Annotated in this window: 19 protein-coding genes; 12 read left to right on the top strand and 7 right to left on the bottom strand. The window is 41.3% G+C overall.

Annotated elements, in window-relative coordinates:
* Window positions 1-38: 38 nt before the first annotated feature.
* The gene (locus tag BLW54_RS12085) at window positions 39-521 is read left to right on the top strand and encodes a GNAT family N-acetyltransferase (protein WP_074734971.1); all 483 of its coding nucleotides are present in this window, start codon (window positions 39-41) and stop codon (window positions 519-521) included.
* A 111-nt stretch (window positions 522-632) separates the two neighbouring features.
* Here BLW54_RS12085 and BLW54_RS12090 read toward each other — a convergent pair whose 3' ends face one another.
* Window positions 633-1,379 carry a YybI family spore inner coat protein gene (locus BLW54_RS12090; RefSeq protein WP_074734973.1) on the bottom strand — a complete coding sequence of 249 codons (747 nt, stop codon included), beginning with the start codon at window positions 1,377-1,379 and terminating at the stop codon, window positions 633-635.
* A 107-nt stretch (window positions 1,380-1,486) separates the two neighbouring features.
* Window positions 1,487-1,942: a hypothetical protein gene (locus BLW54_RS12095; protein ID WP_035508458.1), complete on the bottom strand. Its 456-nt coding sequence runs from the start codon at window positions 1,940-1,942 to the stop codon at window positions 1,487-1,489.
* A gap of 335 nt (window positions 1,943-2,277) precedes the next feature.
* Here BLW54_RS12095 and BLW54_RS12100 point away from each other — a divergent pair, with 335 nt between their 5' ends.
* On the top strand, window positions 2,278-2,508 hold the full coding sequence (locus BLW54_RS12100) for an excisionase family DNA-binding protein (protein WP_035508809.1): 231 nt from the start codon (window positions 2,278-2,280) through the stop codon (window positions 2,506-2,508).
* A gap of 100 nt (window positions 2,509-2,608) precedes the next feature.
* Here the strand turns inward: BLW54_RS12100 and BLW54_RS12105 are convergent, their stop codons facing one another.
* A complete protein-coding gene (locus BLW54_RS12105) occupies window positions 2,609-2,989 on the bottom strand; it encodes a RidA family protein (protein ID WP_035508459.1) in 381 nt (126 codons plus the stop codon).
* Window positions 2,990-3,215: 226 nt separating this feature from the next.
* Between BLW54_RS12105 and BLW54_RS12110 the strand changes: the two genes are divergently transcribed.
* From BLW54_RS12110 to BLW54_RS12120, 3 genes are all read left to right on the top strand, one after another.
* Window positions 3,216-3,404, top strand: coding sequence for an aspartyl-phosphate phosphatase Spo0E family protein (locus tag BLW54_RS12110; protein ID WP_035508461.1), 189 nt, complete (start codon window positions 3,216-3,218; stop codon window positions 3,402-3,404).
* Window positions 3,405-3,841: 437 nt separating this feature from the next.
* On the top strand, window positions 3,842-5,287 hold the full coding sequence (locus BLW54_RS12115; RefSeq protein ID WP_074734976.1) for a carbon starvation CstA family protein: 1,446 nt from the start codon (window positions 3,842-3,844) through the stop codon (window positions 5,285-5,287).
* A 540-nt stretch (window positions 5,288-5,827) separates the two neighbouring features.
* Window positions 5,828-6,772: an ATP-grasp domain-containing protein gene (locus BLW54_RS12120; RefSeq protein ID WP_035508465.1), complete on the top strand. Its 945-nt coding sequence runs from the start codon at window positions 5,828-5,830 to the stop codon at window positions 6,770-6,772.
* Window positions 6,773-6,811: 39 nt separating this feature from the next.
* Here the strand turns inward: BLW54_RS12120 and BLW54_RS12125 are convergent, their stop codons facing one another.
* On the bottom strand, window positions 6,812-7,870 hold the full coding sequence (locus tag BLW54_RS12125; protein WP_074734979.1) for an NAD(P)/FAD-dependent oxidoreductase: 1,059 nt from the start codon (window positions 7,868-7,870) through the stop codon (window positions 6,812-6,814).
* A 315-nt stretch (window positions 7,871-8,185) separates the two neighbouring features.
* On the opposite strand from BLW54_RS12125, the gene BLW54_RS12130 reads away from it, so the two are divergent.
* The 6 genes from BLW54_RS12130 (at window position 8,186) to BLW54_RS12155 (ending at window position 13,658) form a co-directional block, all read left to right on the top strand.
* Entirely contained in the window at window positions 8,186-9,253 is a 1,068-nt protein-coding gene (locus tag BLW54_RS12130) for a C45 family autoproteolytic acyltransferase/hydrolase (protein WP_035508468.1), read from the top strand.
* Window positions 9,250-9,759, top strand: a complete 510-nt coding sequence (locus BLW54_RS12135) for a GNAT family N-acetyltransferase (RefSeq protein ID WP_051744124.1) — start codon at window positions 9,250-9,252, stop codon at window positions 9,757-9,759. Before BLW54_RS12130 ends, BLW54_RS12135 begins: the two co-directional genes overlap by 4 nt.
* A 15-nt stretch (window positions 9,760-9,774) precedes the next feature.
* A complete protein-coding gene (locus tag BLW54_RS12140) occupies window positions 9,775-10,446 on the top strand; it encodes a Dph6-related ATP pyrophosphatase (RefSeq protein ID WP_035508470.1) in 672 nt (223 codons plus the stop codon).
* Between the two features lie 54 nt (window positions 10,447-10,500).
* The gene (gene fabI, locus BLW54_RS12145) at window positions 10,501-11,280 is read left to right on the top strand and encodes an enoyl-ACP reductase FabI (protein WP_035508473.1); all 780 of its coding nucleotides are present in this window, start codon (window positions 10,501-10,503) and stop codon (window positions 11,278-11,280) included.
* 122 nt (window positions 11,281-11,402) lie between these two features.
* Window positions 11,403-12,779: a Glu/Leu/Phe/Val family dehydrogenase gene (locus tag BLW54_RS12150; RefSeq protein ID WP_035508475.1), complete on the top strand. Its 1,377-nt coding sequence runs from the start codon at window positions 11,403-11,405 to the stop codon at window positions 12,777-12,779.
* Between the two features lie 102 nt (window positions 12,780-12,881).
* A complete protein-coding gene (locus BLW54_RS12155; protein WP_035508477.1) occupies window positions 12,882-13,658 on the top strand; it encodes a 3-hydroxybutyrate dehydrogenase in 777 nt (258 codons plus the stop codon).
* Window positions 13,659-13,772: 114 nt separating this feature from the next.
* Here the strand turns inward: BLW54_RS12155 and BLW54_RS12160 are convergent, their stop codons facing one another.
* Together BLW54_RS12160 and ppc are read right to left on the bottom strand one after the other, a co-directional pair.
* Entirely contained in the window at window positions 13,773-15,059 is a 1,287-nt protein-coding gene (locus tag BLW54_RS12160) for a GntP family permease (RefSeq protein ID WP_181949667.1), read from the bottom strand.
* 210 nt (window positions 15,060-15,269) lie between these two features.
* Window positions 15,270-18,026, bottom strand: coding sequence for a phosphoenolpyruvate carboxylase (ppc, locus tag BLW54_RS12165; RefSeq protein ID WP_035508480.1), 2,757 nt, complete (start codon window positions 18,024-18,026; stop codon window positions 15,270-15,272).
* Between the two features lie 422 nt (window positions 18,027-18,448).
* Between ppc and BLW54_RS12170 the strand changes: the two genes are divergently transcribed.
* On the top strand, window positions 18,449-19,951 hold the full coding sequence (locus BLW54_RS12170; RefSeq protein ID WP_244153512.1) for a Na+/H+ antiporter NhaC family protein: 1,503 nt from the start codon (window positions 18,449-18,451) through the stop codon (window positions 19,949-19,951).
* Here BLW54_RS12170 and BLW54_RS12175 read toward each other — a convergent pair.
* On the bottom strand, window positions 19,856-20,503 hold the full coding sequence (locus BLW54_RS12175) for a DinB family protein (protein ID WP_035518947.1): 648 nt from the start codon (window positions 20,501-20,503) through the stop codon (window positions 19,856-19,858). The two genes, BLW54_RS12170 and BLW54_RS12175, sit on opposite strands and share 96 nt — an antisense overlap.
* Between the last annotated feature and the right edge of the window lie 148 nt (window positions 20,504-20,651).

Genomic DNA, 20,651 nt, shown 5'->3' on the forward strand with positions numbered 1-20,651 from the left:
AATTCTGCAGATCCTATTTATTGAAGAGGAGATTAGTTATGGATGTGGCTATAACAGAAATTAAACGGTGCCATTTAGATGTCCTTCATGAATGGGAACGGGATGAAAAACTGCAAGTTCAAACTGGGGTGGACGTCCCACGTACCTATGAACAGTTTTTACATGCTTATAAAGCTTATTTAAATGGTGAAAAACCTAATTTATATTTGAGAGCTGTTTTGTTAGACGGCCAGCTTATTGGAAAAGTGGAACTGTTTCGGACGACGGAAAAAGATTTTATAGGGATGGTTATTGCTGAAAAAAGAAATAGCGGCGTAGGGACAAGAGCGCTTTTCTTATTTTTAGATGAAATTTATGAGCGCTTTGGAATCAAGCATGTTTTTGCTGAGGTTTATGAAGATAACACCCGCAGTTTACACTTTTTTAAAAAGAATGGATTTCAAACCACTAGAGAGAAAAAGAGAGAATGGTTTAGAGGAAAGCCAAGGGAGTTAATCACCATGAAAAAAGACCTTCAATAAAAAAAGCGCCTGCCAATTTGGTCAGGCGCTTTTCTCATGGTGCGGGGAATGAAAGGAGGCTCAGGCCTAATCATTATAGATTCTTGTACCCGGTACGAGAGGGGGATTGACTTACGAAGTTGTACTTATGCCTAACACGGCAACGTATTGATTATTAAACAGAGGGGCGAAATGGGTATTTTTCCAAGTTAATGGTGTTTGCACGAGTCCTAACCCATCAGCATTATAACGTCCAATAATACGCTGGAATGCATATAAGTCATATACTCCGTCCCCATCAAAATCCACGGGATAAAGGGTGTTTAACCCTGACACTGATCCCTGTAACGGAGATTTCAGTTTCCCATCACTGTGATAAATTTCCGATAAGTATTCCGGGTCACGATTACTTAGGTCGATGATGAAAGACAGCTGCAGGGTCTTGTTAATGATTTCCACTTTATAGTTGTTTTGGTAATTCACCTCATAATTAAACTGCCCATCGAAGACCTCATAGTCGAATAGTACCTTAGGTTTATTGTTTACAAAGGAATACAAATAATAATACCCGAAGGCACCGCTGCCGCCGGAGTCCATGCTTATTAAAATGTTATCCACTCCATCTCCAGTAAAGTCACCTAAAAAGAGACGGGGCTGGTAGCCCATATTTGTCTTTAATGGCACACTGTAGAATAGGTTCGTTTGGCCATCTTGGATAACAAGTGTAATGTTGGTGATGTAGGGGCTGTCAGATGTCTTTTCACCGACAAGGAACACTTGATCTTCAATAAAATCACCATTCACATCACCTCTAGCATAAGAGAGGATATTTGAAGTAGCCGAAGGCTGCTGCCTATAGTAATAAGGATACGTATACATAAAAAAACGCCACCTTTCTTCAATACATTATGCTTTAAGTGAGGTGGTTGATCGTGTTGGACAAAAAAGAAGCATAAAAAAGAGCCGTAAAACGGCTCAGTAGGTGGTCAAAGGCGGCTGAAACCTTCCTGCTCAAGAAAATTGACCGCCTCTTCATAGGAGTTAAATGTACCTTCTAATTGCTCTTCTGCATAAACATTAAATCCGTCCTCTTCACGCATTAAGACAAGAGACTGATCGTTGTCATTCAGCCACTCTTCCATAACAGGATTTTTTTCAGCAGGTGAAAGGGATAAGGAATCGATGGCCTCTCTGAGTAATGTGCGGATTTCATCTGCTCCTAGCTCCTTGATGTTGACCATCCCTTTCTCATCCGTCGGGTATCCTTCTATTTCTCCTGCAAAAATAAAACCATTGCCATTAGGGTGTAAGCGATAGACCACGATTTTTTTTTCATACAGACTTTCTTCATAATGAAAATTCACTCTTCCAAGAGAAATTTCCTTTTTCTCAAGCTCTGGAAATTCTTCAATGATGTTTAATTTTTCTTCAAATGTAAGCATAAGTTCCTCCTGAGAATTTTTTGTAGACTTAGTATAGCATAGGATGAGCATACAAAAATCTCTTGCTAACCTAGCCAAACCATGGTATATTTATTTAGCGATGAGCTGTTTGTGTAAGACGAAGTATATGCTTCTTTTTGAAGCTAAACGACGAATGTGGTCGTCGGTATATTCGCGACAAAAATCGAAAGCCTTTCCTTTAAAGGAAAGGCTTTTTTCTATCATTCACCAATTATTATGGGGTTATAAGGTCTTGAGCCAAATGACCACCCATACTTGCACAATAGCTTATATGGAGAGATGATATGATAAAAGGGACAAGGACGGTGATTCATATGTATTTGACGATTGAAGAAACTTCTGAATACCTAGAGCTCCCTGAAGACTATCTCCGCCACCTTATATTAAATAATAAAATTAAAGCAATCTACGATGGAAAGCAGTATTTAATTAATAAAAATCAGTTTCAGAATCACCTGGAGCAGATGGAAAGCTACCGGGAGGTAATTCAGGAATATTTGAGAGAGCCGCTTCCTGAGGATCCAGATGTAAAAGATGAGGACTAAGAACATCACCATCACAAAAGAGGCAGAGCTTATGAGCTCTGCTTCTTTTTATGAAAATGCCCATAAAAAATCAAGGGATATCGAAATCTATAATGGTTCCTCATTTTCTAAACGCAATGGCTTCGATCTCTACTTTTGCTCCTTTTGGAAGTTTACTTACCTCTACGGCTGCACGAGCAGGATAAGGATCACTCAAATAGCTGGCATAAACGTCGTTGACAATAGAAAAGTCATCCATTGAGTCCAAGTATATGTTCATTTTAACGACATTTTTGAAGGTGAGTCCCGTTTCTTTCAGTATGGCCTGTATATTTTTCATAACTTGATGTGTTTGCTCTTTTACATCCTCAGATACGAACTCCATTGTGGCTGGATCTAAAGGGATCTGACCAGAGATGAAGATGATATTTCCGAGGTCTGTAGCCTGGGAATAGGGACCGATCGCACTTGGGGCTTGGTTGGTTGAAACTGCTGTAAACATTAGTGCCACTCCTTTTAATAGGTTTCTTTTCATCCTATCATTCTTTTCTTGATAGAGGAATAGTTTCCATTACCCAGGAAATATCGACAATAACAGCCAATGAGTCCCTTACATTTTGAACAAATGTAGCCGATATTATCACTAGTTCGTTTTCAATATTTAAATGAGTAAAGGACTTTTAAACCCTCCCCCGATTTTAGTTTAGAGGAAAAATTAAGGGGAACTTATGAAAGAAGGAGTTGAAAACATGCCCTATAAAGAGCATTTAGAACAACAAATTGAAGAGTTAAGATCCCATATGTATGAAATTTATAAAAATAACCCTGAAGATGAGGAACTTTTGAAAATATCTCAAGAGTTAGATGAACTATTAAATCGTAGAGATATACAAAGTATTAAGGCACTAATTAAATAGATGAGACTACATAGGAGACATCTACATTTGATTAGATGGAGTAAATATGGTATTTTAGAGACAATGCCATCCTAGCAATCGTAACGACTGCGGGAAACTTAACCATTTCTTTAGGATGGCAGGTTATATAGCCATGCAAACCTTCTACGGATTCGTAGAAGGTTTTTTTGTGCAGAATATAATTATTTTAGGGACATAGCAGAAAAAGTACGATGTTACTTAGCGAAGGTTGCCAGAAAGAATCATTTGACGGAACCTGCCCCTTCATAAGGTAATCATCTCCTCTCAATGAACCCATATAGTTAATAACGGTGCAAGCGTTTTATTCTTAAGAAAAAAAAGAATAAAATATAAATATTCAGAAAATGGGTTGTGATTCGACAATTTCAGCGCTAGAATACTCCTTACATTCATATGATTTGAAAGGAGGCTCAGCGATGATCACATTTATCGCATCCATAGTTTTACTTATTGTCGGGTATCTTGTTTATGCAAAGGTGGTTGAACGAATTTTCGGAATCAATGATCAGAAGAAGACCCCTGCATACGAGAAGAATGATGGCTTTGATTATATGCCGATGAGCTGGTGGAAAGCGAGTCTCATCCAATTACTGAATATCGCTGGGCTTGGACCTATATTCGGAGCAGTATTAGGAGCCTTGTATGGGCCGGTAGCTTTTATCTGGATTGTCGTCGGGTCTATTTTCGCTGGAGCTGTTCATGACTATTTTTCTGGTATGCTTTCTCTCCGTCATAACGGTGCCCAGTATCCTACATTAGTAGGGAAGTATTTAGGAAAGCCTGCACAATCAGTTATTAATCTATTGTCTATTGCTCTTATGATATTAGTGGCGGCGGCATTTACAGCGGGGCCTGCTCAATTAATGGCGGAAGTTACACCGCTGGGATTTTTTACATCTGTGTTACTCATTTTTGCTTATTTTTTAATCGCGACACTTCTTCCAATCAACAAAATTATTGGAAAGGTGTACCCGATTTTTGGAGCTATATTGATCTTCATGGCTGTTTCCATCGGGGTAGGGATGTTTTTCTTTGATCACCCGATCCCGAATTTGACCATCAGCAACCTTCACCCTGATGAATTGCCGATTTGGCCGATGTTGATGGTGACAATTTCTTGTGGAGCTATTTCTGGCTTCCATAGTACCCAAAGCCCGATCTTGGCACGGACATTGAAAAAAGAAAGTGAAGGAAGGAAAGTGTTCTATGGAGCTATGATTGCTGAGGGAATTATAGCCTTGATTTGGGCAGCTGCCGGTATGACCTTCTTTGGCAGTACAGGCGGACTTCAATCGGCATTGGCAGCAGGAGGCCCAGCAGGGGTAGTTAACGAAATTAGCAATACTACGCTCGGCACCCTTGGAGGCATTTTAGCCGTACTTGGTGTTATCATATTGCCGATAACAACTGGTGATACGGCATTACGCTCTTCACGTATGATGCTTGTTGATTTTGCTCGTGAGGTAAGTAAAAAGAAGTTCGAAGGGAAATGGACACCTATCCTATTTGCCATACCTGTAGCCATCCCGACTTTCATGCTTACACAGATGGATTACAGTTTTCTCTGGAGATATGTGGGTTGGTCCAATCAGGTCGTTGCGACTGTTATGCTGTGGACAGGCGCTATGTATCTATTAAAAAATCATAAGTTTCATTGGATTTGCAGTGTTCCAGCTTTGTTTATGACAGCTGTTGTAAGTTCTTATATCTTTTATGCTCCCGAAGGATTTGGATTAGAGTACTCCACTTCCATGATTATCGGGTCTATTATCTGGCTTGCCGTAGTTACATGGTTTGTGTGGCAAGTGATTAAACAAAAAGTGAAGAATGAAAAAGAATGGATTACTACAAAAGCAGGATAGCCTCCTTAGCCGCTTTTCCAACGATAGGAAAAGCGGTATTCTTTTATATAAGACAGGGCTGAAAAATAAAGATATACGCTTAGGGCATTTTCTAAAAGTTTAGAGAAAGATATATTGTGATGGGGAAGGGACGTTGGGGAACGGCTCGCTTCCCAGGGGTGTTAAGTGAGTCCCCTCGAGCTGAAGCTCTTCAGAATCTCACCAACTGCTCTTCCTGGAGGAGTCTCCCTGTTCCCCAATGCCCCTTGCCATATGTGAGAATCAGAATCATACTCCATGTGATCTACCGGCAAATGTGAAAACTCTATGATAACGTTGCTGTAGAGTCATTTTCATGAACGCTCCCTTCTGCTGTTTTACAGGAGTTTAGAGCTAATCATTATGGTAATGGGGGACCGGGAAGCCGCTATTCCGTGAAAGTTCTGGATAAGGAGCTTTAGTGGGAGAGAGGGTATCCCATTTATGGAGGTCATTCCTAGTAACCTTATCGGTTTTTTATGATATGATGGGAGTAAGAAGAGATAGAAAGGAATGGGTTCCATGAGTAAGATATACATCCTTCACGAAAACGACGAGTGGACGGATCATTTAACTGAAAGATTAGAAGAGCTTAACCTTCCCTATGAGCTGTGGCACCTAGACCAGGGAACACTTGATCTAACGAGCGAGCCTCCGGAAGGTATTTTCTATAACCGCATAAGTGCATCTTCACATACGAGAAATCACAGGTATGCACCTGAATTCACAGAAGCTGTTCTCGCCTGGCTGGAGCGTCACGGCCGTACAGTGGTTAATGGAAGCCGTGCATTGAGGTTGGAAGTAAGTAAAGTGAATCAATATATGGCTTTAAATCAAGCAGGTATCCGTACACCTAAAACGATTTCGGCTGTTGGGAAAGAAAATATTTTGGAAGCTTCCCGGCAATTGAATATGGAATCGTTCATCACCAAACATAACCGTGCTGGAAAAGGGCAGGGCGTTCAGCTTTTCCATTCTAATGAAGCCTTAAATCAGTACTTGAATGGGGACTCTTTTGAAGAGCCTGTGGATGGAATTACATTGATTCAACAATATATAGAAGCACCTGAACCTTATATCGTTCGTCATGAATTTGTCGGTGGAAAATTTGTTTATGGGGTGAAGGTGGACACATCCGAAGGGTTTGAGTTATGCCCGGCAGATGCATGTTCAATTGACGATTTGTATTGCCCGACAGATTCTAAACCACAAACACCAAAAGCGAAGTTCGAAATCTTGAAAGACTATCGTCCGGCTATCATTGACGATTACGAGAAATTCTTACAGGAGAACAATATTCAGGTAGCAGGAATTGAGGCAATCCAGGATAAAGATGGTTATTTATACACGTATGATGTAAATACGAATACTAATTATAATTCAGATGCTGAAGCTAAAGCGGGAACATACGGTATGTTGGAGCTTGCCAAATATCTCGGTGGATTATTGGAAAAGTCACCTGTTTAAGAAAAAAAGATCGATCACATGATCATGTGATCGATCTTTTTAATGGCGCTTGCTTAACCAGAGGACGCCAGACTTTGCAAGGCGCGGCAGGACACCTGTCATCGGTTTCTGGAGCATGTTTCCGAATCCATCATTTTTACCAAGGGATCCTAGTGCTCCTTTTAATTTCACAGCGGACGGACGTTCTGGAACGCGGTCTCTAAGAACAGCGTGAAGAACCTCAGCGACTTTTTCACCCTGCTGTCCGGCAAGCTGGGCACTAGGAGAGTGTTCTGATGAGGCACAATCTCCCACAACATAAACGTTTTGGTGAGAAGGGACCTGATAAAAATCATTGACGATGACTTTTTCTTGGTCATCTTTTTCAAAAGGAAGTTCTCTGACGAGGAAGTTAGGACGAACACCTGCTGTCCATACGGTTACATCATTTATATAACATACCCCGTTATTACATACGCCATCTTTTTCAACGTATTCTACATTAGCCTTATGAATGACTTCCACATCATTATCCTTGAACCATTTCTCAACATAATCCTGTATTTTTGAATCGAAGGCTTTCAATACAGTTTCTCCCCGGTCCAGTAAACGGATATTCAAGTCAGGACGACTTTCTCGGACTTCTGAGGCCACTTCAATTCCACTTAGGCCGGCCCCAACAACAGTGATTTTTCCATAGGCTCCAAGGTTATTGATCGCAAAACCGGCACTTCTGGCTTTCGAAAATGTCTGCACACTCTCCGTAAATTCTCGTGCTCCTTCAATTCCATGGTAATTATCCTCGCAGCCAAGCCCAATCAATAAATAATCATAAGGAAGGCTTTCTAAGCCGCCTTTTATGGCGATGGTTTCATTTTCTGTGTCAATTTTTTCAATTTCATCAAACACATAGGTGACCTGCTCATGCTCAGGAAAGTCAACACGTGCATGACGATCAGACTCTGTACCTGCCGCAATGGTGTAAAATTCAGTTTTTAATGAATGGTAAGGATTGCGGTCGATTACAGTAATATGTACATCTTCAGGAAGTTGGTCAAGCAACCCGTGCAATGTATTCATACCACCGTAGCCGCCCCCCAAAATAACGACTTTTTTCATCTTGTTCCACCACCTTTATAATAATCAATCTCCTGATCGAACAGGTGATTCCCTTTTTTCGGTAAACGCTTTCTGATTCTTACAACCTTTAGAGTACCAAAATTAGCGTCGAAAGACTAGAATGAATAATGAAATATTCTCAGCTTTTCTGGATTCTTCATTCCCTTTTTGCAGAAAAAAGTATGAATGAAGAAAGTATAATTTAAGATAAGCTTAGTATCTTCCACTTTTAGCTATTCTAATAGTCATGTCCGTTTCCATTTTGGTTTAAATCTGATAAATTGAAGGCATGGACATCATAGAAAGGAAACGATTATGAAACCAATACATAGTGATCTCATACAATTTCGTGGTACACATTACGAGTTCGGTTTCTATCAGGGCAAACTGCTGAAGGATTCCTGGACAGTTAAGAATAGGGAGAAACAGTGGCGTATTCGAAAACCTCGTTTCATAGTAGAAGAGCAGGAAGTGAAAGAAGCGATTACCTGTTTTGCTCCGGGCGTTTGGGATGAACTTTATGGTCTGCGTGACGCTTTGGAGTGGCCCATAGAACAAGTGTTGATGGAATTTGGCGGGTATCGCATTGATTATAAGCGAAGCGGCTGTTCAATTATGACAGGGGATGGGTTCTTAATAAGAAACTATGATTATATGCCGAAGACCTATGAAGGTCGGTATATTCTTTTTCAACCAACGGATCAAGGGTATAGTATGATAGGGCCGACTCAACGCGTTACAGGGAGAATGGACGGAATGAATGAAAAAGGTCTTGTGATGGGTTATAACTTTATGCACCGAAAACGACCAGGAGATGGTTTCATATGTTGTATGATAGGGCGTTTAATACTCGAATCATGTGCTTCTGTGGAAGAAGCTGTCGATATGCTTCGTGAAATCCCACACCGTCATTCATTCAGTTACACTGTGTTCGACAAGAGTAATCAGTCATATGTGGTCGAAGCATCTCCGAGAGGAATTGAAGTAAGAGAGTCGAACGTATGCACGAACCATTTTGAAATTATGACAAAAGAAAACAGAAACCATCTTGTCGATTCCATGAAACGAATGGAGGTCATTCATTCGAACCGTGATCAGGTTAAAAATGCTTATGATGCATTCCGGTTGATGAACGATACGAATCGTGGAGTTTTTTCAAACCTTTACAGTAATTGGGCAGGAACGATTCATACGTCTGGCTATCTCCCTAGGGAGGATAAAGCCTGGTTTGCACTTGGCGGGGACCAGGAGCCTGTAGAAATTGACTTTTTGCAATGGATCAATGGAACAGATCTTGAAGAAAAAAGGATTTACGGAGAAGTGGACACCGATATTCCGTTTGCTCACATGGAAGATGGTGCTTATTGGAGCGGGAAGAAATGAGAAGGAAAGAGTGTATCATTCGTAGCGGGACACCAGTTGATTCGGTGGAGACGATAGAGATTACTAAAGAGATCCTTGATGAAGGCTATGGATTAAAACACCCTTTAGAGTTTCACGCATCCCTGGATAAGGAGCGAAATTGGATCGATAGCTATAAGGAACCAGATTTCTTTCTTGTTGCTGAAGTGGAAAGTAAGGTTGTTGGTTTCTTGAATTTTGACCGTGGTACACTTTCTTCAACAAATCATCAGGGGACATTTGGAGTGAATGTGAAGAAAAACGCACGTGGGAATGGAATAGGGAGAAAACTAGTGACAGCAATGATAAAACGGTGTAAGAATATAGAGGATATTGACATCATACGCTTGAATGTTATGAGTTCTAATAAGCGGGCCATTTCTCTTTATGAATCTTTTGGCTTCCAAATTGAAGGCTGTTTTAAAGACTATATCCGTAAGAGAGAGGGGAAGGAAGATTTGGTTCATATGGCCTTGCATTTCCATTAATAGAGGAGGGGGAAGATGCCAGAAAAAGTAATGGTCTCCTGGAGCGGAGGTAAAGATTCTGCCCTGGCTTTATATAAAATGATGCAAGATGAACATTATAATGTGGAAGGGATCTTTTCAACCATATCTGCCCAATCTACAAGGCTGCCTGTTCATGAAGTGAAACAGGATCTTCTCAAGAAACAGGCGGAGGCTATGGGTCTTCCTTTAAAGATCATTACTCTTCCACCTCATGCTTCAAATGAGAGATATGAACAAGAAATGGATGATTTGTTTCATTATTTTAAAGCAAGAGGAATAAACCACATTGTTTATGCTGATCTTTTTCTTGAAGATATTAAGGCCTACCGTGATCAGTTAGTAGAAAAATTTGGGATGAAAGGACTTTACCCTCTTTGGGGCATGAATTCTAAAAATGTGGCTGAGCATCTGATAGAACAGGGATTTCGGGCGGTCATTACCACGGTGGACACTGAGAAGATGGATAATAAAATACCAGGTGTACAGTATGATCCTGAATTTTTGTCCTCTTTATCATCGGCTATAGACCCTTGCGGAGAATATGGAGAATTTCATTCATTCGTCTATGATGGACCGATGTTTAAGGACCCTGTAAAGATCGTAAAAGGCCCTCGTTTTCATACGTTTGATGGAAGGTTTGCTCATATAGAAATGGAGGAAAAGTAGACAATCCCCTTTATGTTAAGGTATAACTAAGAAAAAAGATTTTTGGAGGTTACTATGGAAGATATATTGAAAATGAAAGATAAGAATATTGTGGTGATGGGCGTAGCCAATCAACGGAGCCTGGCTTGGGGAGTAGCAAAATCCCTTTATCAAGCAGGGGCCAATGTTATTTTTACATATAGAAAAGAAAGAAGTTATAAAAAGCTTGTGAAGCTGCTTGAAGACAATCAACTGGAAGCAAAAGCCGTTGTGCAATGCGATGTGAACAGTGACGACAGCATTAAGGAGGCTTTCAAGGAAATCGGTGAAGCAGTTGATGTAATCCATGGAGTGTGCCACTCGGTAGCCTTTGCCCATGCGGAAGACCTTAAAGGGGATTTTATCGAAACTTCCCGTGACGGTTTTGCATTTGCTCAAGATACAAGCGCTTATTCCCTTGTTGCCGTTGCAAAGGCAAGTCAGCCCTACATGACAGAGGGAGGCACCCTGATCGCTATGAGTTACCTCGGAGCTCAGCGTGTGGTGGAAGGTTACAATGTGATGGGAGTTGCAAAAGCTTCTTTGGAAGCGACAGTACGGTACTTGGCCTCTGATTTAGGAGAAAATGAAATTAGAGTAAACGCGATTTCGGCGGGAGCTGTGCGAACTCTTGCAGCAAAAGGTGTGCCGAGTTTTAACGAAATCCTTCATAAAATTGAAGAAACCTCTCCATTGAAGAAGAATGTTACACAAGAAGAAGTCGGTGACATGACCCTTGCCATGATGAGTCATCTTTCGCGAGGGATAACAGGAGAAATTGTCTATGTTGACTCAGGATATAATATTTTAGGTTAAAAAAAGCCCCTTTGATAGGGCTTTTTTTATTGAGGGAAACGTTTTATAGCCTCTGTTTAGGGAATGGGCCTGTAGATAAGGATATTCACACGGGACGAATTGATCAGAATGGAGGGTATAGAATGCAGAGACAACAAACGATTATTGAAGAGTCCTTAAAGGCAATTATGGAAGATGAGTCGTTTCTTCCAGATTTGAAAGCACAAACTAGAGAACAGGCTTACCATTCGTTAGTCGCCTTACTTTCAACTCCAAATCATGTTCATAAATCTTTCTTAAGAATCACTACTGAAAATGGCAGGATCGTGCGGATCCCAGCGTTTAGGGTTCAGCATAGCGATACGGTAGGCCCTTATAAAGGCGGTATTCGATTTCATGAATCAGTGGATGAAGATGAAGTATCTAATTTAGCAAAACTGATGACATTGAAAAATGCTCTTCACGAACTTCCCTTTGGGGGCGGTAAAGGGGGAGTTGTCATCAACCCGAAAGAATACAGTGTCAAAGAGCTCAATCTAATATGTAAAAAGTATGTACAGTACTTTAATGATATCTTGGGCCCTGACAAGGATATACCTGCTCCGGATGTAGGAACAGGAGAGCGGGAAATGGATTGGCTGATGGGGGAATTCAAGAATATCCATCCCGGAGAACCTTACCGTAATAGCTTTACTGGGAAAAGCGTATTGAATGGTGGATCACTAGGTCGCCGGGAAGCAACGGGGAAAGGGGTCTACTACACTTTCCGATATATGATGAATAATTTCCTCAATGAACATAGAAAATGGCTGGGCGATACCGAAAATATTTTTGCCCATACAGCTCTGGATCATGCTGATCGTAAGCTGAAAATTGCAGTGCAGGGATTCGGAAGTCTGGGCTCTGTTGCCGCTCTTGAGGCCTACCAGTGTCACTATCTTCAAAACCGTGTGGTTGCCGTAAGTGATGCTAACGTTATGCTGTACCATCAAGAAGGGCTTGACATCCCAGGACTGGTCCAATATGCGAAAGAACATAATGGAGAGCTTCCATCCACAGTTGAAGAACTGGCTGATCATGAGCTGGTTGCAGACATCATGAAACGCGATGATCTGTTAACAATGGACGTTGACGTTCTTATCCTGGCAGCATTAGAAGATCAGATTCACCAAGATAATATGAAGGATATCAAAGCTAAACTTATCGTCGAGGGTGCCAACGGACCTATCACAGAGGAAGCAGATAAATACCTTGCTGACAAAGGTGTATTGATTATTCCGGATATATTAGCTAACGCGGGTGGCGTGATTGTTTCTTATTATGAATGGGTCCAGGGAAGAGAAGCACAGTTTTTGACGGAGGATGAAGTTTTTAATAGGCTTTTCAGTAAGCTGAAAGGGACTTTGGATACAATCCTTCCGCAATTCTTTGGTGACCCATATCCTTTAAGACAGAACTGTTATATCCACTCAGTAACGAAATTATCAACCATTATGTACCGTCAAGGAAAGCTATATTAAGTAAAAAAACTCAGCCATGTTTAGGGCTGAGTTTTTTTTGTGAATGTTTCCTTAGAAAAGGGCAAATTAAGGATAGAGTGTATTTTATAAGGAGGAATTGAAATGCTTGAAGGCAAATCAGCTTTGATTACCGGCTCTGGACAAGGAATCGGGCTTGAAATTGCAACAGAGTTCGCCAAAGCAGGAGCAAAAGTTATGCTCAACGATATTAACGAAGAGACTCTCCAAAAGTCAGTCGAAGAGTTACGCTCTCAAGGACATACGGTTGAGGGAGTGGTAGCAAACGTCGCCAAAGAAGATGATGTGAAAAATGCGATTGAGGAAACCATCAATAAGTTTGGAAAGCTTGATATTCTCGTGAATAACGCCGGGATTCAACATGTAGCTCCAGTCGAAGAATTTCCTAGCGAAAAATACGAGTTAATCCTTGATATCATGTTAAAGGGTCCGTTTTACGGGATTAAACATGCTTTTCCTCATATGAAAAAACAAGGGTACGGGCGGATTCTGAATATGGCATCCATCAATGGGATAATTGGATTTGCTGGAAAAGCCGGGTATAACAGTGCAAAGCATGGAGTGATTGGTTTAACAAAAGTAACTGCGCTTGAAGGTGCAGATCACGGAATTACGGTTAATGCGATTTGCCCTGGATACGTGGATACACCCCTCGTCCAAAACCAATTGGAGGACCTTGCTAAAACGAGAAACATTGAAAAAGAAAAAGCGCTGGAAGAAGTCATTTATCCACTTGTTCCTCAGAAACGCTTGCTTCAAGTGCAAGAAGTTGCTGATTATTCTATTTTTCTTGTTAGTGAAAAGGCCAAAAGTATTACAGGTCAAGCTGCTGTCATCGACGGCGGATATACAGTTCAATAATATTTTAAAAGTCCCTTTTATTATCATAAGCGTCCATCCTGGTTCACGGATAAATGGTGAGAATTAAGGGAGGGTATAATAAAAGCTCCTTTCTGAGAAAGGAGCTTTTATTCATTAGTTGATTCCCATCATGGCCAGAAATATAATCGCTATCGTAGCAACCATTGGAATGAGCAATCCTACAACAAAGACATCCTTATAGGAATCTTTGTGGGTCAACCCTGTAACGGTGAACAAAGTAAGCAGGGCACCATTGTGAGGAAGGATGGAGGCACCAGAAGCGACCGATGTAATTCGGTGGAAGGCTTCCAGGCTTAACCCTTGGTTTACAGCAATGTTGTAATACTCTTGGCCGAGAGCTTCGAGTGCAATTCCCATTCCACCAGATGCAGATCCCGTAATCATGGCTAAAAGACTAACGGCAAATGCCTCAGAAAAGAATGGGCTGAGGGGGATGCTGAAAATCAAATCTTTTACTGAATCAAACCCGGGTGAGGCAGTGACTACTGTACCAAATCCGACAGCCGCACTTGTATTGATGGTGGCCATAACAGAGCCGGATGCCCCTCCGTTTATAGCTTTAATAAAATTCTTATAGTCCTTCCAATTAAAGGTCATGATTAGTAAAATCCCAATGAGCAAGGCGGCCAATATACTTATATCAAAAATGTTTAATGTAACAACTACAGCCACTAGGGGAATGGTTGACAAAATCCAGTTTGGCAACTCTTCTTCGTCTACGCTTTTCACTTCATTATCCCCTGAAGGTTCTGTGAACTTCTCATCTTTATTGTTCAATTGTTTTTCACGGAACTTCAAGTAAAAATACCCGCCAACAGCCATAATCAGACCGGCGACAATCCCTAGGATGGGAGCTGCCATTGTATCTGTTTCAAATGTATTGATCGGAATGATGTTCTGTATTTGTGGCGTTCCAGGTAGGGCTGTCATGGTAAAAGTAAATGCTCCAAGCACAAAGGTTGAAGGAATGAGTTTTCTTGAAACATTCGCGGCGCGGAACATCGCTACAGCCAATGGATAAACGGCAAATACTACAACGAAAAGACTTACTCCACCATAAGTAAGAATAGCAGCGGACAAAAGCATACCTAAGATTGCACGCTTTTTACCGATCATACTAGAGATTTTATGCGCCACTGATTGTGCAGCTCCCGTGTCTTCCATTAATTTACCGAAAATCGCACCGAACAAGAAAATAGGGAAATAATCTTTGGCAAAGTCTACAAATCCCTGCATGTACGTATCGGTATAAGCAGGAAGGATGTCCATGCCACTTAAAATAGCCACTATACCTGAAACCAGGGGAGCAATCCAAATGATGGACCATCCGAGATAAGCTAGGAGCATAAGTAATACAAGTCCAATAAGGATACTGATCATGTGAATCCCTCGCTTTATTTATTATCTGTTTTACTTTGTCCAAATCTGAAAAATAAATGAGGGATCCATCATAGAATGAACCTGGATTAAAAATGAGAGGAATGCCATGTCTCCGTTTGGTTTTAGAAGAGGAAGGGGTTTTATATATAAAAAGGCCGAGGGAAAACATTCAAGTTTCACCCTCGGCTTGTTGTAAAGATTTCATATTCATCAGCCTGTGTTTCTTAGGCCGGCAGCAATACCACTAATCGTAAGGAGTACCTCTGTTAAAATGTCTTCATAATCATCTACTTCACGTAATTCTTTGATCAATTCCACCTGTAAGAAGTTTAATGGGTCAACGTAAGGATTACGGAGGCGGACCGACTCCTTAATCGTCGGTTGGTGGTCGAGAAGTTCCGCATCCCCTGTAATCTGTAAGAGAATATCCTTTGTACGATTGTACTCTTCTACGATATTTTGGAAAATTCTCTCACCAAGTTCTTGGTCCTTCACAAGGGCTTTGTATTCTTTAGCCGTCTGAATATCCGCTTTTGTAAGAGCCATCTGCAAGTTATTGATGGTAGAGCGGAAGAATGGCCAGTTTTCATACATTTGCTGGAGTACGGCAAGATTATTATCGTTCTTTTGAACAAAGTCGGCAAGCCCTGTACCTGAAGCGTACCAAGCTGGGATGAGCTGACGATTTTGCGTCCAGGCAAATACCCAAGGAATCGCTCTCAGGTTCTCAAATTTAGAACTGTCTTTACGTTTCATTGGACGGGATCCAATATTCAATTCGCTAATTTCTTGAAGAGGAGTTGCTTCATTGAAATAAGTAAGAAAATCAGCGTCTCCGAAGACGAGCGATTGATACTTTTTAAGTGATACTTCGGAAATATCTTCAAGAGCTTGTTCCCAGACTTCTTCTCGATGGTGACCCTGTTCGGACTCTTGAGAAATGTTCATCGCACCTTCTAAGAGTGTTGAAGCTCCTTGTTCAAGGCTTCGATAAGCAATATCCCTTAATAAGTAGCGAGAAGAAAGGACTTCTCCTTGTTCTGTAATTTTGACACCTTCCCCAAGAGTTTCGATCGGTTGGGATAAAAGGCTGCGGTTTAATGGGCCGCCTCCACGTCCAAGAGATCCTCCACGTCCATGGAAGAACTTCAAACCAACATTATACTCATGAGCCATGTCGTGGATCTCCTGCTGAGCTTTATAAAGTCTCCAGTTTGCTGTCAATGTTCCTCCATCTTTACTGCCATCAGAATACCCAAGCATAATTTCCTGGTTATTTCCGCGTTGATCCAGATGTTTACTGTAAACATCCATTTCGAAAAGAGTTTTCAAAATCTCCGGACCAGCCACAAGGTCATCGACAGTTTCTAGAAGCGGGGCCACATTTATGTTGCTTTCTACTGTGCCATCTGCATGCAGTCGATAGATCCCCGCTTCTTTTGCAAGCACAAGGACTTCTAATAGATCACTGGCGGATTCCGTCATACTAATCAAATAGACTTCAATGGAACGCTTCCCAAATTCTAAGTGTGCTTTACGGATCATTTGGAAGACATTCAACATTTGCTGTGTGGATTCTGAATAATCCTCGTTCAGTAGTGAAACTGGTCTTGGATCTCTCAGCACATCTTGAAGAACGTCGAGCTTTTCATTTTCGGAAAGTGAGGCATAATCTTCTACAATGCCGACTTTACGAAGAAGCTCTGTTATGGCTGATTCGTGCTCACCACTGTGATTACGTATATCCAAGGTAGCAAGGTGGAAGCCGAATAGTTCCACTTGACGAATGAGTTTACGTAATTTTTTCAGTTCCCGCTTATTTGGCTGGTGTGTCTGGGCACTAACGCGGATTTGGTGAAGGTCTTCGAGTAGTTCATCTGCATGCTGATATCCAATGTCAGATTTCCCGACTTGGCGAAGACGCTCAAGGATAATTGCAAATTTACGACGATAGATTTCTTTGTCGACTCGCCATTTTTTACCTTTTGGAAGCATAGGTTCTTCTTTTTCAATGGCTTTCTTCAACTCATCTGTTGCTGTCACTTGATTAGAGGAATGACTGAAACGTTTCATGAGTTCAACAAGGACTTCATCATACTTTTTTAAGACAAGCTTTCGTTGCTTTTGTAAAGTTTCCCATGTGATATCTGGTGTAACGTTCGGATTTCCATCACGGTCCCCTCCGATCCAGGAACCAAAACGAAGGAAATTGGGAACGGACCAGTTTTCGTCAGGATAATGTTCTTCTAAACGGGCTTCGAGTTCCTGATGGATATCAGGCAGGACATCAAATAATGTTTCGTCAAAGTAATAAAGTCCGTTGCGCACTTCATCCATAACCGTTGGTTTTCGCTCACGAAGTTCATCTGTCTGCCAAAGGACAGTGACTTCGTTCTGCAGGCTGTCCTGCAGGTTTTCACGTTCACTTTTTGTTAACTGAGGGTGATCGAGCCTTTTCAGAATTGTAGCAATCCGCTTTTGGATTTCAAGGACTGTCCGTTTGGTTGCCTCTGTCGGGTGGGCAGTAATAATTAATTCTAATGAAAGGTTGTTCAAAACCTCTTGAATAGAGTCTTTAGAAAAATCGTTGTTTTTCAGATTCACTACGGCACTTTCTAGTGAGAATGGTTGAGCTCCATGATCTTCGCGCAGCTGATATTCGCGGCGACGGCGAATGCGGTGATTTTGTTCAGCGATATTTACAAGGTGGAAATAAATTGAGAATGCGCGGATGACTTGGGAGCGCATTGGTGGTTCGAGGTTTTGAATCTCATTTTTCAGTTGGTTGTATGTCGAGGGGTCCTGATTCTTCCTCAGATCTTTCGTCAATTGTCGTATGGTTTCTACTTTGTCCAATAGTTCTTCTCCGCCATGGTGAACAAGAATATCTCCCAGCATTTTTCCTAATGCGTGGATGTCACGGCGTAAGGGGGTTGTATGATCGTTTGTGTTTTTTACAGTAGTCACACTTTCACCTTCCTGTCAGATCTTTGAGTAATTTAGGTTGTCCATGTGTTTCATAATGTTATCAGAATAATTTGTATAGTCAAATACCTAGAGCCGTGATATTATCTATAGTTGGATGGTTTTAAAACATAGGAAATGGTGACAAAATACAATCGGGATAATGCATGTAAACGCTAACTTGTTTTCCTGTATAACTACTATTTTTATTTTAAATTTTTTACGGTGAAAACACAAAATGAAAACCTTCCTGTTGTTTTGGAAGATTATGTATGACCTGGTCAGGTGAAACTAAAGAAGGTTTGAAAGGTTAACTTTTCGTCAGATTATTAATTGAAATATTCGGAAAAAAATCGGGACGTTACATCTATACACATAGGATGGTAAACTATTATACAGTTAAGGTTGATATAGGAGGGAATCTAGTGGCAGATAATGAAAAGGGAAAAGAACAAGAACAAGAACAAGTCATTGAAGAGGCACTTGGAGAAAAAGACATTCGGAAATTGGAATTTCGCGGAGGGGTCTTTACTGCGACGATCCCATTAGTGTTTTTTATCATTTGGGCGATTGTACTTAGTGTCACAGGCCTTGTAACCGAACAGGCTCTTGTGCTTGGGATGGTCATTGGTATTGCTCTCGGACTATTCTTCTGTAAATCTAAGTGGGCAGATTATGCACAAAGCTTGATCTCGGGTATGGCTCAGCCCGTCGGAGTCGTTGCGATTATTGCCTGGTTCTGGGCAGGGATGTTTGCCAATATGCTATCTGCAGGTGGTTTAGTTGATGGACTCATATGGTTCGGTTTTCAATCAGGTCTTGAAGGAGGAGCTTTTGTAGGGATTACTTTCCTACTTGCAGGATTATTCTCGACAGCTGTCGGTACGGGCTATGGTACGGTAGCCACATTTGGTGTTTTGATGTATCCTGCAGGTGTCATTTTAGGAGCAGATCCAGTGATTCTTCTCGCTGCTATCTTAAGTGGTGCGGTATTCGGTGATAATCTGGCGCCTGTATCAGATACAACGATCGTATCTGCAACAACTCAGGATGCGGATGTTCCTGGCGTTGTGCGTTCCCGTTTTAAATACTCCATCGCTGCAGCCATTCCAGCTCTTATCTTATTTGTAATTTTTGGTGGCGGCGGAGAATCAGGAAGCCAGCAGGTAGTAGCACAGCTCCAAAACGAGGTATCACCGGATGGCTTACTTATGCTCGCTCCATTTATACTGGTTCTATACCTGGCTTTGAGCGGGCACCATTTATTAACTTCTCTGTCTTATGGAATCCTTGCGTCCGTGGTCTTTATTTTCCTATCAGGAAAATCTTTAAGAGACGTTCTTCACATCCATAAAAATGACGCTGGAGATGCTGTGATTGAAGGTGCGTTGATTGATGGAATCAGCGGATACTTTAACATGGCGATTTTGATTTTATTTATCCTGGCAGCTGCTTATTTATTAGAAGTAGCGGGCACTATGGATGTTATTAAGAACTTCTTCTTAAGGATTATTAATAATGTTGTGCGCCGGGCTGAACTTTCAATTTTTGGGATTGTCGCTTTCTTGAATATGTTCATTACTATTAATACGGCAGCTGAAATTGCCGCAGCTCCTTTTGTTCGTAAAATTGGAGAAGAGATGAAGATTCATTCATACCGAAGGGCGAATTTATTAGATACAGTGACCTCATCTCTTGGTTACATTTTTCCATGGAGTGGAGGTGTGCTGCTCGCATGGGCGACTGTTCAGGGAGCAGCCGAGCAATATGATTTTCTCCCAGTGGTAGGGCCTGCGGAAGTGTTTCCATTCGTATTCCAAGGCTGGCTCCTGCTAGTAGTGATGTTTGTAGCCGCATGGACAGGCTGGGGACTTCGCTATACTGGAAAAAATGGAGAAGAAGTGAAACCGGCAGATTTTGAAAAATAAAAGATGCCCAAGCCCCCTGAGCCGCAATGGTTCAGGGGGCTTATGTTTGAGCAAAACATTATTTCCTGATTGAAGGCTGGCTTTTACTTCTTTCAATTGATCCAAGTGACGGAGTTCATGCCAGCCAATGAATTCTATCCATTGTTTCAGGTCCATATCCCCAAAGGAAGGGTGTGGGAATACGCGTTTTTTCAGAGTTTCTTCATCTTTATTATGAATGTGCAAAAGGGTTGCTTCACATGTCTTTTTTAATCCCTCTGCCGCATCATGTAATATTTGAAATTCACTGTTCGGACGTACGGATTCTGGTGCTTCTACTTTATACTCTCGATTGGTTGCTCGGTGAATCGGCTTTTCGATAGCTTTTTGTTTATCCTCTTGTTTTAGGGTTTGATTGATTTGGTAAATGATCATTTGCTCCATTAAATATAAATGTTCCAGAACTTCAAGAATCGACCAGCGAGTTTCTTCAGGTTTGACGGATGCTTCTTGATCAGAAGCTTCTTCAATAAAATGAAGCAGTTCTTTTCTTTTTTCATCTAATCTATACATTATTCTAAAGTCTCTCTTTTAAGTGAAGTTATCTAAACTTTACCCCCCATTTCGTAACCACGCTATAAGAGAACCCTAAAACTGAAACATTCCAACCCCCCAGCCGTATATAATAGAGAGAAGGTGAGGGAATAATTACCGTGCCAGG

Source organism: Halobacillus karajensis (genome assembly GCF_900108515.1).
GTDB lineage: Bacteria > Bacillota > Bacilli > Bacillales > Halobacillaceae > Halobacillus > Halobacillus karajensis.

What these genes read in the sequence shown, in the direction of transcription:
- BLW54_RS12085 (WP_074734971.1), top strand. Translation starts at nt 39, where the DNA reads ATGGATGTGGCTATAACAGAAATTAAACGGTGCCATTTAGATGTCCTT.
- BLW54_RS12090 (WP_074734973.1), bottom strand. Translation starts at nt 1,379, where the DNA reads ATGTATACGTATCCTTATTACTATAGGCAGCAGCCTTCGGCTACTTCA.
- BLW54_RS12095 (WP_035508458.1), bottom strand. Translation starts at nt 1,942, where the DNA reads ATGCTTACATTTGAAGAAAAATTAAACATCATTGAAGAATTTCCAGAG.
- BLW54_RS12100 (WP_035508809.1), top strand. Translation starts at nt 2,278, where the DNA reads ATGTATTTGACGATTGAAGAAACTTCTGAATACCTAGAGCTCCCTGAA.
- BLW54_RS12105 (WP_035508459.1), bottom strand. Translation starts at nt 2,989, where the DNA reads ATGTTTACAGCAGTTTCAACCAACCAAGCCCCAAGTGCGATCGGTCCC.
- BLW54_RS12110 (WP_035508461.1), top strand. Translation starts at nt 3,216, where the DNA reads ATGAAAGAAGGAGTTGAAAACATGCCCTATAAAGAGCATTTAGAACAA.
- BLW54_RS12115 (WP_074734976.1), top strand. Translation starts at nt 3,842, where the DNA reads ATGATCACATTTATCGCATCCATAGTTTTACTTATTGTCGGGTATCTT.
- BLW54_RS12120 (WP_035508465.1), top strand. Translation starts at nt 5,828, where the DNA reads ATGAGTAAGATATACATCCTTCACGAAAACGACGAGTGGACGGATCAT.
- BLW54_RS12125 (WP_074734979.1), bottom strand. Translation starts at nt 7,870, where the DNA reads ATGAAAAAAGTCGTTATTTTGGGGGGCGGCTACGGTGGTATGAATACA.
- BLW54_RS12130 (WP_035508468.1), top strand. Translation starts at nt 8,186, where the DNA reads ATGAAACCAATACATAGTGATCTCATACAATTTCGTGGTACACATTAC.
- BLW54_RS12135 (WP_051744124.1), top strand. Translation starts at nt 9,250, where the DNA reads ATGAGAAGGAAAGAGTGTATCATTCGTAGCGGGACACCAGTTGATTCG.
- BLW54_RS12140 (WP_035508470.1), top strand. Translation starts at nt 9,775, where the DNA reads ATGCCAGAAAAAGTAATGGTCTCCTGGAGCGGAGGTAAAGATTCTGCC.
- fabI (WP_035508473.1), top strand. Translation starts at nt 10,501, where the DNA reads ATGGAAGATATATTGAAAATGAAAGATAAGAATATTGTGGTGATGGGC.
- BLW54_RS12150 (WP_035508475.1), top strand. Translation starts at nt 11,403, where the DNA reads ATGCAGAGACAACAAACGATTATTGAAGAGTCCTTAAAGGCAATTATG.
- BLW54_RS12155 (WP_035508477.1), top strand. Translation starts at nt 12,882, where the DNA reads ATGCTTGAAGGCAAATCAGCTTTGATTACCGGCTCTGGACAAGGAATC.
- BLW54_RS12160 (WP_181949667.1), bottom strand. Translation starts at nt 15,059, where the DNA reads ATGATCAGTATCCTTATTGGACTTGTATTACTTATGCTCCTAGCTTAT.
- BLW54_RS12175 (WP_035518947.1), bottom strand. Translation starts at nt 20,503, where the DNA reads ATGTATAGATTAGATGAAAAAAGAAAAGAACTGCTTCATTTTATTGAA.